The organism is Dyella telluris (assembly GCF_014297575.1).
GTDB lineage: Bacteria > Pseudomonadota > Gammaproteobacteria > Xanthomonadales > Rhodanobacteraceae > Dyella > Dyella telluris.
Genome location: NZ_CP060412.1, coordinates 3,102,604 through 3,113,923, shown reverse-complemented (window position 1 = coordinate 3,113,923; position 11,320 = coordinate 3,102,604). Strand labels below are relative to the sequence as shown.

The 11,320-nt window shown below is 65.4% G+C and carries 7 protein-coding genes and 1 riboswitch; of the genes, 4 read left to right on the top strand and 3 right to left on the bottom strand.

The features are described 5' to 3' along the window. Positions 1 to 91: 91 nt before the first annotated feature. Positions 92 to 329, bottom strand: a riboswitch (cobalamin riboswitch). Positions 330 to 1,646: 1,317 nt separating this feature from the next. After that, positions 1,647 to 4,229 (bottom strand): ATP-dependent chaperone ClpB, encoded by a 2,583-nt coding sequence (gene clpB, locus H8F01_RS13645; protein ID WP_187055644.1) that lies wholly within the window; start codon positions 4,227 to 4,229, stop codon positions 1,647 to 1,649. Between the two features lie 242 nt (positions 4,230 to 4,471). Here clpB and otsB point away from each other — a divergent pair, with 242 nt between their 5' ends. Genes otsB through otsA form a run of 3 tightly spaced genes read left to right on the top strand, consistent with a single transcriptional unit; the run spans position 4,472 to position 8,410 of the window. Further along, complete coding sequence (otsB, locus tag H8F01_RS13640) at positions 4,472 to 5,239, top strand: trehalose-phosphatase (RefSeq protein ID WP_338017280.1); 768 nt, start codon at positions 4,472 to 4,474, stop codon at positions 5,237 to 5,239. Further along, positions 5,205 to 7,022: a glycoside hydrolase family 15 protein gene (locus H8F01_RS13635; RefSeq protein ID WP_187055642.1), complete on the top strand. Its 1,818-nt coding sequence runs from the start codon at positions 5,205 to 5,207 to the stop codon at positions 7,020 to 7,022. Before otsB ends, H8F01_RS13635 begins: the two co-directional genes overlap by 35 nt. Then, a complete protein-coding gene (otsA, locus tag H8F01_RS13630) occupies positions 7,022 to 8,410 on the top strand; it encodes an alpha,alpha-trehalose-phosphate synthase (UDP-forming) (RefSeq protein WP_187055641.1) in 1,389 nt (462 codons plus the stop codon). Before H8F01_RS13635 ends, otsA begins: the two co-directional genes overlap by 1 nt. A 163-nt stretch (positions 8,411 to 8,573) precedes the next feature. Here otsA and pgeF read toward each other — a convergent pair whose 3' ends face one another. Both pgeF and rluD read right to left on the bottom strand, forming a co-directional pair. Beyond that, positions 8,574 to 9,320 (bottom strand): peptidoglycan editing factor PgeF, encoded by a 747-nt coding sequence (gene pgeF / locus H8F01_RS13625; protein WP_187055640.1) that lies wholly within the window; start codon positions 9,318 to 9,320, stop codon positions 8,574 to 8,576. A 2-nt stretch (positions 9,321 to 9,322) separates the two neighbouring features. Next, positions 9,323 to 10,300 (bottom strand): 23S rRNA pseudouridine(1911/1915/1917) synthase RluD, encoded by a 978-nt coding sequence (gene rluD / locus H8F01_RS13620; RefSeq protein ID WP_187055639.1) that lies wholly within the window; start codon positions 10,298 to 10,300, stop codon positions 9,323 to 9,325. Between the two features lie 69 nt (positions 10,301 to 10,369). Here rluD and H8F01_RS13615 point away from each other — a divergent pair, with 69 nt between their 5' ends. After that, the gene (locus H8F01_RS13615) at positions 10,370 to 11,209 is read left to right on the top strand and encodes an outer membrane protein assembly factor BamD (RefSeq protein WP_187055638.1); all 840 of its coding nucleotides are present in this window, start codon (positions 10,370 to 10,372) and stop codon (positions 11,207 to 11,209) included. The last annotated feature ends 111 nt before the right edge of the window (positions 11,210 to 11,320 follow it).

Here is an 11,320-nt window from a genome sequence, read left to right as displayed (position 1 = left end):
GCCTGCCCGCGCGGATCGCATGAAAAAAGGACAGGTGGCGAGGGTTTGGCGGCCGCGCGAAACACGGCATCCCCAACATGGCCCACCGCCTGTCTGGTCGTACCTTGAGGCCGGTCTCCGGGCTCGCGGGCGAAGACTGATGTCTTCCAGATCGACGCCTTCCCGTGCGCGCGGCACAGTGGCTTGATGTCGTTCTGTCGATCCCCTATGGATCGCACTCGCCTACCGTTGCGGGGGCAGCTCCGGAATAGGCGCTTGCGCGCCGCACCGGATTCCCGTTTCAACCTTCGGCCGGTTGGCCGTTGGTCACCTCAGGTGGCGGCATGGTAGCAGACAACGAAATGTGAACGTTTGGGGTGGGGTGTCTGGGGTGGGGTGTCTGGGGATGTGGCCAGGCGCTTTTGGTCAGCCGCACGGCTGGCCCTCCATGCCCTCAGTGATCGGTTCTCACCTCACCGTCATTCCTGCGAAGGCAGGAGGCGCTTTTTAACCGCCGGAGGGCGGGTCATCCAGTGCCTTTGCTCTGTGCCTTCGGTAGTAATGCCGGCGCCAGGTTGCCGCTTACGCAGCGGAGGCGTTTCGACCTCCTGCCGGAGGCCGAGTCACTTTTCTTTTGCTGGCCCAAAAGAAAAGTAACCCAAAGAAAATGGCCTTAAAGGCTGGCAGCATACCGATGGGATAAGCCCGAACGGGTGAGGAAGCCGGGTTGCGGGACAACCTCCGCCTCTACACAGCGGGTACTTCCAAGCGCTTCGCAACGCGCCATGGCTCTGAGGACTTAACGCGGAGCGTCGTGCCGCTTTGCGGCACCTCCTTCCTTGCCCCTAGGGGGTTCACGTTGAACATCACCTGTCGCTCGTCCTCTCCCGTTCGGGAGAGGACTGGGGTGAGCACTGAGGTGAGAGAGAAACAGACTTCACACGGTGCGAGATACTCCCTGTAGGAGCGCACCTTGTGCGCGACCGCAGCGTCGTGTCGATACCGCTCCGTCAGGTGGTCGCGCACAGGGTGCGCTCCTACAGACAAGCTAAGCCGGCACGCCATGTGCCGTCGCACCCTGCGACGCGATGTGCAGCGCAGCTGCACGAGCCTTCGGCTCTGGCTCTGGCTTTTGACCTACCCGCCCCCTTGAGCGGCGGTGAGGGGCGGACGACAGGCCCGCAGGGGGATCGGCAAGGATGCCGATCCCTTTTCGACAGGACATGGAAGTCCTGTCGAAAAGCCCGGCCGACCCTCACGGACTGGCCGGCTTCACCGGCCAGCGCCGCGATGGGGGGGCCTTTTCTTTTGGTTACTTTTCTTTGGGCAAGCAAAGAAAAGTGACCCGGCCTCCGGCAGGAGGTCGGAACGCCCGCTGCGTAAGCGGCCAGGTCGCGGTAGCGCTAGAACCCGAAGGCCCAAAGCAAAGTCACTGGACCCCTGCCTACGCAGGGGTGACGGCTAAAGAAGGAAGCTGTGAGGCGAGACTGGCCCTCACCTCAGCCCACCTCATCGCGCAAAGCCAAAGCCCCCATCAGTACCGACAAGCTCCCGCCGGGCGCGAGCAACAAAAACCAACCCCCACCCGAGCCCCAAAAAAGAAAACGCCCGCCCCACTCTCGCAGGACGGGCGCTCCAAACACCCAAAACTCACCGCGGCAAAAACATCACTGCTTGTGGAACGTCAGGTGCCCCTGCGCCGCATCCACCACAATGGTCTCGCCCGCCGCAAACTTCCCTTCCAGGATCTCGCGCGCCAACGGATTCTCCAGCTGCTGCTGGATCGCCCGCTTCAGCGGCCGCGCGCCATACACCGGATCGAAGCCGACATTGCCCAGCAGGTCCAGCGCCTTGTCGCTGATCTCCATGCGCAGCTGGCGTTCGGCCAGTCGCTTCTCCAGGTAGGTCAGCTGGATCAGGGCGATCTTGCGGATCTGCTTCTTCTCCAGCGGACGGAACACCACCAGTTCGTCGAGTCGGTTGATGAACTCAGGGCGGAAGTGCGCCTGCACCACGCCCAGCACGGCGGCCTTCATCTGCACGTAATCGGCTTCGGAATCGCCTGCGTGCTCCTGGATCATCTGCGAACCCAGGTTGGAGGTCATCACGATGACCGTGTTGCGGAAGTCCACCGTGCGGCCCTGGCCGTCGGTGAGGCGTCCGTCATCGAGCACCTGCAGCAGGATGTTGAACACATCCGGATGCGCCTTCTCCACCTCGTCCAGCAGGATGACGCTGTACGGGCGACGACGCACGGCTTCGGTGAGGTAACCGCCTTCCTCATAGCCCACGTAACCCGGGGGTGCGCCGATCAGGCGGCTCACGGAGTGCTTCTCCATGAACTCGCTCATGTCGATGCGCACCATCGCATCCGTGGTATCGAACATGAATTCGGCCAGGGCCTTGCACAGCTCGGTCTTGCCGACACCGGTGGGGCCAAGGAACAGGAACGAACCATTCGGACGATTGGGGTCGGACAGGCCGGCACGGGCTCGACGGATTGCGTCGGATACGGCACGCACGGCCTCGTCCTGGCCCACCACGCGCTTGTGCAGCGCTTCTTCCATGTGCAGCAACTTGTCGCGCTCGCCTTCCAGCATCTTGTTGACGGGAATGCCCGTCCAGCGCGACACCACCTCGGCGATTTCTTCCTCGGTGACGCGATCCTGCACCAGCTTGAAGTCCTGCTTTTCGGCGGCCTGTGCGGCGGCAAGCTGCTTCTCCAGTTCCGGCAGCTTGCCGTACTGGATCTCGCTCATCTTGGCGTAGTCCTGGTGACGCTGCGCGGTTTCCAGCTCCACGCGGGCGGCCTCGATCTGCTCTTTCACCTTGGTCGCACCCTGCAGCGCGGCCTTTTCGGATTTCCAGATTTCATTGAGATCGGAGAACTCGCGCTCGAGTTTCTCGATATCTGCTTCCAGGTCGGCGAGGCGCTTCTTCGACGCGTCGTCGGTTTCCTTCTTCAGCATCTCGCGCTGGATCTTCAGCTGGATCAGTCGACGCTCCAGACGGTCCAGCTCTTCCGGCTTGGAGTCGATCTCCATGCGGATGCGCGAGGCGGCCTCGTCCATCAGGTCGATGGCCTTGTCCGGCAGCTGCCGATCCGGGATGTAGCGATTGGACAACGTGGCGGCGGCCACGATGGCCGGGTCGGTGATCTCCACGCCGTGGTGCACTGCGTAGCGTTCCTTCAGGCCGCGCAGGATGGCGATGGTGTCTTCCACGCTGGGCTCGCCCACGTAGACCTTCTGGAAGCGGCGCTCCAGCGCGGCGTCCTTCTCGATGTACTTGCGGTATTCGTCCAGCGTGGTGGCGCCGATGCAGTGCAGTTCGCCGCGAGCCAGCGCGGGCTTGAGCATGTTGCCCGCGTCCATGGCGCCATCGGCCTTGCCGGCGCCGACCATGGTGTGCAGTTCATCGATGAACAGGATGATCTGGCCTTCGTTCTTGGACAGGTCGTTGAGCACTGCCTTCAGGCGCTCTTCGAATTCACCGCGGAACTTGGCGCCGGCGATCAGCGCACCCATGTCCAGCGCGAGCACGCGGCGGTCGCGCAGGCCTTCGGGCACTTCGCCCTTCACGATACGCTGCGCCAGCCCCTCGACGATGGCCGTCTTGCCGACGCCCGGCTCGCCGATCAGTACCGGGTTGTTCTTGGTGCGACGCTGCAGCACCTGGATGGTGCGGCGGATTTCTTCGTCGCGACCGATCACCGGATCGAGCTTGCCCGACTCGGCGCGCGCGGTGAGATCGATGCAATATTTCTCCAGCGCCTGGCGCTGGTCCTCAGCGTTTTCGCTCTGCACTTTTTCACCGCCGCGCATCTTCTCGATGGCGGCCTCGACATTGGCTTTGGTGGCGCCGGCAGTCTTCAGCGCCGCGCCGAGTTCGCCCTTGTCTTCCAGCGCCGCCAGCACGAACAGTTCGCTGGCGATGAACTGGTCACCGCGCTGCTGAGCCAGCTTGTCGGTCAGGTTGAGCAGACGGGTCAGTTCGTTGCCGACGTGGATGTTGCCTTCCTGCCCGCTGACGCGCGGCAGGCGATCCACCAGTTCGTTCACCCGCTGGCGCAGGGTGGGCACGTTCACGTGCGCCTGCGTCAGCAGCGGCGCAGTCGAACCGCCCTGCTGATCCAGCAGCGCGGCCATGACATGCGCCGGTTCAAGCATGTTGTTGTCGCGTCCCACGGCAAGCGACTGGGCATCCGCCAACGCCTGCTGAAAACGCGAGGTGAGTTTGTCCATTCTCATGGGTTGTCCCCTCGATCAATAGGATTTGGCAGCCGTGCCGCCACTGCCCAAGGACATGCGGCTCACCCGCTGATGATTCAAGCCGCGTCAACGTCAGGTGTAGGCCTTTTTTCCGGTCTTCCGCCGGCCAGTCCATAGCTCGCCTTCACATTCGCCTTGATAGTCTGGCTTCCGTGCAATCCCCCGTGCCCCAAGCTGCCATGCCCGCCCCCTTGCCTCTACCGGCTCCGCCACTGCCTGGCGTGGACGACCGTTGGGCGTTGTTTCTCGACGTCGACGGCACGTTGCTGGATTTCACCGATCATCCCGACCAGGTCTGCGTCGATTCGCGCCTGCGCGAACTGGTGGAAGACCTTTACGGTGCCCTGGATGGCGCGCTGGCCCTGGTAAGCGGGCGCAGCCTGGACGACCTCGACGACCTGTTTGGCCATCCGCCATGGGCCATGGCCGGGCTGCACGGCCTGGAGCTGCGCGGCGCCGACGGCCGCTACCGCGGCGTGCATATCGGCGCCAGCCGGCGATCGCTGGTACGTGACATTGCCAACACCGTCGCCGCTGGCCTGCCCGGCGTGCTGATGGAAGACAAGGGCATGGCCGTCGCCCTGCATTGCCGCACCTCGCCGCAGCAGTTCGAACGTTTGCGCGAACAGGTGCAAAGCGTGCTGCCATCGCTGGCCGGCTACGAAATGCAGCCGGGCAACATGGTGATCGAACTGAAACCCGAAGGCATGGACAAGGGCTCGGCCGTGGCCGCCCTGATGTCTGCCTGGCCGTTCCGTGGGCGCCAGCCGGTGTACGTGGGTGACGACCTCACTGACGAGCACGGCTTTGCCACGGCGAATCTCGAAAGCGGGTTGAGCATTCGCGTGGGTTCCCGCGAACCAAGCCTCGCCCGCTACACCTTGCCGGAGCCCGCCGCCGCGCGCGCCTGGCTGTTCCGCGTGTTGCACGCACTCAAGCATGGAGCCCTCTCGCATGCCCACTCCTCAGCCTCAGGAGGAAACGCCTGACACCCAGTCCAGCCTGGAACTGGGCGTCATCGGCAACGGCAGCGTTGCCGCACTGATCGACGGACGCGGCCGCATCGTCTGGTGTTGCCTGCCGCGTTTCGACGGCGACGCGACTTTCTGCGCGCTGTTGTCGCCCCAGCGTGAAGGGGGCGACTGGACGATCGAGCTCGAAGACTTCGAGCGCTCCGAACAGCACTACATGCCGAACACGGCCGTGCTGGTCACCCGCCTTTACGACCGAACCGGCGCGGGCGTGGAGATTGTCGACTACATGCCCCGCTTCCGTTCGCGCGGGCGCTTTTACCATCCTGTACTGATCGCCCGGCGCGTGCGCCCCATCGGCGGCACGCCACGCATCCGCGTGCTGCTCCGTCCATTGTGCCGCTATGGCGCCGAAACGCCGCAGACCACGTCGGGCAGCAACCACATCCGCTTCCTGCTTGATGGCGTGGTGGCGCGACTGACCAGCGACGTGGCCTCGGTGATGCTCGAGCGCGGCCTGCCGTTTTTCCTGGAGAAACCCGCGCATTTCGTGCTGGGTCCTGACGAAACGCTGACGCACAGCCCGGCGGATTTCATCCACCACACGCTTGAACGCACGCTGGGCTACTGGCGCAACTGGGTGCGCTACCTGTCCGTGCCGTACGAGTGGCAGGAGCCGATCATCCGCGCCGCCATCACGCTGAAGCTGTGCCAGTACGAAGCCACCGGCGCCATCGTGGCAGCGCTCACCACCTCCATCCCGGAGTCGCCTCACTCCGAGCGCAACTGGGACTACCGCTATTGCTGGCTCCGTGACGCCGCCTTCACGGTGCGGGCGCTCAACCGGCTGGGCGCGACACGCAGCATGGAGGAGTACATACGCTACGTGTTCAACCTGGTCGCTGCCGACGGCGACAACGAGATTGGCCCGGTGTTCGGCATCACTTTCGAGCACGAGCTGACCGAGACCCAGGTGGAAAGCCTCACCGGCTACCGCGGCATGGGGCCGGTGCGGGTGGGCAACGACGCCTGGCGGCAACGCCAGAACGACGTCTATGGCTCGGTGGTGCTGGCCGCGGCGCAGGTTTTCTTCGATCGCCGGCTGGAGCACCCCGGTGACGAACTGACGTTCCGCCGCCTGGAACGCATGGGCGAGATCGCGCTGCGCGTGGCCGAGACGCCCGACGCGGGCCTGTGGGAATACCGCGGCCGCAGCGCGGTACACACCTATTCCGCGGCCATGTGCTGGGCAGCGTGCGACCGCCTGGCGCATATCGCCACCGAGCTGGGCCTGGACGACCGCGCGCGCTACTGGCACAACGAAGCCGTGGCCCTGCACGAGCGGATCGTGGCGCACGCATGGAATGCCGAGCTCGGCACCTTCGTCGATGCCTACGACGGCGAACACCTGGATGCCAGCCTGCTGCTGCTTGCCGACATCGGCTTCATCGATGCCATGGACCCGCGCTTCATCGCCACGGTGGATGCCATCGGCGAGGCGCTGGGGCGTGGCGACTACCTGTTCCGCTACATCGCGCCGGACGACTTCGGCGCCCCCGAAACGAGCTTCAACATCTGCACGTTCTGGTACATCGAGGCGCTTGCCGCCACCGGCCGCAAGCAGCGGGCCCGCGCCATGTTTGAGCACATGCTCACGCAGCGGAACCCGCTGGGCCTGCTGTCGGAAGACATCGCGCCAGCCAACGGCGAACACTGGGGGAATTTCCCGCAAACCTATTCGATGGTCGGCCTGATCCAGGCGGCCATGCGCCTGTCGCGGCGCTGGGAGGATGCACTGTGATGATGGTGGGAAGAAACAACGGTCAGGGACGATTGATCGTGGTTTCCAATCGCGTGGCGCTTCCCGACCAGACCGCCACCGGCGGGCTCGCCTCGGCCATGCGGGCCGCCCTGCAGGAGCGGGGAGGACTGTGGTTTGGCTGGAGCGGCAAGATGGCCCGGCAGACCGGCGACGACGTCCATCGATTGACCGACGGCCCGGTGCAATACACCACCATCGACCTTTCGCGCAGCGACCACGACGACTTCTACGACGGCTTCGCCAACCGCACGCTGTGGCCGCTGCTGCACTTCCGCCCGGACCTGGTCGACTACGACCGCAAGCATCTGGCCGGCTACCTGCGCGTGAACAACCTGTTTGCCGAGCAGCTGATGTCGCTGATCCACCCCAGCGACCTGGTCTGGGTGAACGACTATCACCTGATTCCCCTGGCGGCGATGCTGCGCGAACGCGGCGTGCGTAATCGCATCGGCTTCTTCCTGCATACGCCGCTGCCACCGGCGAGCCTGCTGATTGCGCTGCCGCGCCACATGGAGCTGCTGGAAACCCTGGCCAGCTACGACCTGGTCGGGCTGCACACGGCGCGCGACCGCCGCGCGCTGGAGGAGTATTTCCTGCACGAAGTGGGCGCCACCATGCGGCGCGACGGGCGCATCCGCACGCCGGAAGGCCGCAGCTTCCGCGCCGAAGCGTTTCCCATCGGCATCGACACCCCGGAAGTGGTCGCGTCGGCCAGCCACGCCAACGAACACAAGGAGATCCACGACCTGAAGCAGAGCCTGGAAGGCCGGGCGCTGATCATCGGCGTTGACCGGCTGGACTATTCCAAGGGCTTGCCCGAGCGCTTCCAGGCCTATGCGCGACTGCTGGAACGCTCACCGCAGCTGCACCGCAAGGTGAGCTTCCTGCAGATCGCCCCGCCCTCGCGCGGCGGCGTGCCGGAGTACCGCCAGATCCGCCGCGACCTGGAGCGCATGGCCGGCCACATCAACGGCATGTATGCCGCGCCTGACTGGGTGCCGATTCGCTACGTCAACAATTCTTTCCCGCACAGCCTGCTCAGCGGCTACTACCGCAGTGCGCGCGTGGGCCTGGTGACGCCGCTGCGCGACGGCATGAACCTGGTGGCCAAGGAATACGTGGCCAGCCAGGACCCGGATGACCCCGGCGTGCTGGTGCTGTCACGCTTTGCCGGCGCCGCGCAGGAACTGGCCGGCGCGCTGCTGGTGAATCCGGCCGACACGGAGGAAGTGGCCGAGGCGCTGGGCGTGGCGCTGGAAATGCCGCTGCATGAACGACGACGACGCTGGCGCCAGATGATGGACGTGCTGGAGAAGCAGGACGTCACCGCGTGGCGGAATGCGTTCCTGCGGCGACTGGCCAGCTGACCACCATCAAGCCACGCCTGTAGGAGCGCCCTTGGGCGCGACCGCAGATTGACGGCGTCCGCCAGTTGCCAGTGGTCGCATCAACGATAACCCTTCGCGTTTTCGAGTCACCCTGCGTGACGGTCGCGCCCAAGGGCGCTCCTACAGGGGGGATTTAGGCAGATCAGCCTTCCCGCCAGATCAGGCTGGCAAACCGCCCGCTCTGCGCGCCATCGCGACGGTAGGAATAGAAGCGGTCATCCGTGCGCGTGTCGAAACCACCGCCATGCAGGCTGGCCACGCCGGCGGCCTGCAGGCGACGCCGCGCCAGCCAGGCCAGATCGCACAGCCAGTGCCCGGGGCGCGTGGCCTCGAAGCCGCCGGCGGCGCCGGCGTCAGACGCCATGAAGGCATCGCGCACTTCCCCGCCCACCTCATAACTGGCCGGGCCAATACACGGCCCCAGCCACGCCATGACTTGTGCCGGCAGCGACTGCAGTGAATCCAACGTCGCTTCCAGCACACCGGCCTGCAGCCCGCGCCAGCCGGCATGGGCCGCCGCCACGGCACGGCCATCGGTGGTGCAGAACAGCACCGGCAGGCAATCGGCGGTGAGGATGGCCAGTGGCTGGCCAACCTGATGGGTTACCGAGGCATCGGCACGGGGCTCCTGGGCATCGGTCAACTGGTCCACATCCACCACATCCACGCCGTGAACCTGCTGCAGCCAGTGGGCCGCGCGCGACAGCCCCAGCGCGGACCGCACGGCCGCCCGGTTGGCGGCCACCGCCGACGGCTCATCGCCGCAGCGCGCGCCCAGGTTGAAGCGGCCCCACGCACCGGTGGAGATACCCGGCCCCTGGCGGGTGCTGACCACCGCCCGCACGCCGGGCGGGGCCGGCCACGCGGGGGTCAGCCAGCTACCGTCCATGCTCACTGCCAGTCGTCCGGGCCGGCCAGGGCGGTGTCGGCGCGCAGGGCGTCGATCAGTGCCTGCTGGTCGGCCGGGCGCTCGGCACTGAAGGAGAGCGGCTCGTGGGTCACCGGATGCTCGAAGGCCAGCCGCTCGGCGTGCAGGGCCTGACGGCGGAAGCCGCGCAGGGCCGCCACCAGTTCCGGCGAAGCGCCCTTGGGCAGCTTCAGCCCGCCGCCGTAAAGCGGATCGCCCACCAGCGGGTGATTGATGTGCGCCATGTGTACGCGGATCTGGTGCGTGCGCCCGGTTTCCAGGCTGCACTGGAGCAGGCTGTGTGCCCGGAAACGCTCGCGCAGGCGGTAATGGGTGACGGCGTGCTTGCCATCCTCCTCGTCGCGCACGGCCTGGCGCAAGCGGTCGCCCATGTGGCGGCCGATGGGTGCGTCCACCGTGCCGCCGGCCACCAGGGTGCCCAGCACCACGGCCTCGTACTGGCGTTCCACGTCGTGGCGGGAAAGCATGTCCACCAGCGCGGTATGGGCCGGCAGGCTCTTGGCCACCACCATCAGGCCCGAGGTGTCCTTGTCCAGCCGGTGCACGATGCCGCCGCGCGGCAGCTGGGCCAGCGCCGGATCGTGATGCAGCAAGGCGTTCAGCAGGGTACCGGCGCTATTTCCTGCGCCCGGATGCACCACCAGGCCGGCCGGCTTGTTCAGCACCAGCACGTGCTCGTCCTCGTGGACGATATGCAGGTCCATGGCCTCCGGGGCCAGCTCCACTTCCGTCTCAAGTACCGCTTCCAGCTGGACTTTTTCCCCGCCGCGCAGCAATTGGCGGGGTGGCGCCACGGCGCCGTCCAGGGTCACGGCCCCGGCCTTGATCCACGCCGTGAGGCGCGATCGGGAGTAGTCGGGGAACATCTCGGCCAATGCCTGGTCGAATCTCCGACCTGCCGCGGACAGGGGGACCGTGGCTTCGTGACGAATCGTTGTCATGACCAGCTCCCCGGGCACCCGGTGGTTTCGGCTATCATCCCTTTTCGCTCAAACATCTGAACCTTTCTCATGCGCGTAACCAAGCTGCCGGCTTTCAAAGTTTTTGTCGTGCTCGCCATCGCCTTTTCGATGAGCGCATGCTCGATGTTCCACCACAAGAGGGACACCAACGATACGCTGCCGGTAGATAAGCTTTACGCCAAGGCTCACGACTCGATGGAACACGCCGACTATTCGGCGGCCTCTAAAGCGTACCAGCGACTGATCGCGCGCTTCCCGTCCGGCGACTACAACGAGCAGGCCCAGCTTGATCTGGCCTACTCGCAGTACAAGGACAATCAGCCGGACGACGCTTATTCCACGATCAACCGCTTCATCAAGACGTATCCGACCCACAAGCATGTGGATTATGCCTATTACTTGCGCGGCCTGATCAATTTTGACCGCACTGGCGGCGCCATGGAGCGCCTGCTGCAGCGTAACGAGGCACAGACGCGTCGCGACCAGGGCTTCAACCTGAAGTCGTTCGACGACTTCTCGGAGCTCTCGCGCCGCTTCCCGGACAGCGCCTACACCGCCGATGCGCGCCAGCGCATGATCTACCTGCGCGACGTGCTGGCCCAGTTCGAGATCAACGTGGCCGAGTACTACCTGCGCAACAACGCCTACGTGGCCTCGGCCAATCGCGCCCAGTACGTGATCGAGCACTACCAGCAGGCACCGCAGACCGGCGACGCGCTGGCCATCCTCACCCGCAGCTACCTCGGCATGGACCAGAAGAACCTTGCCGACCAGACGCGCCAGGTGCTGGCCCTGAACTACCCGGATCATCCGTACCTGAAGGATCCGAAGTGGCCGCATTCGCCGTCGCTGCTGCGCAAGGCGATCCCGTTCTCGGGTCACCACTGATCGCAGCCCGGGACTCCGGGTCGCATGAAAAGCCGGTGCATTGCACCGGCTTTTTTATTGGGTCACCTGCGGACGTCAATGCCCCTTGTAGGAGCGCACCCTGTGCGCGAC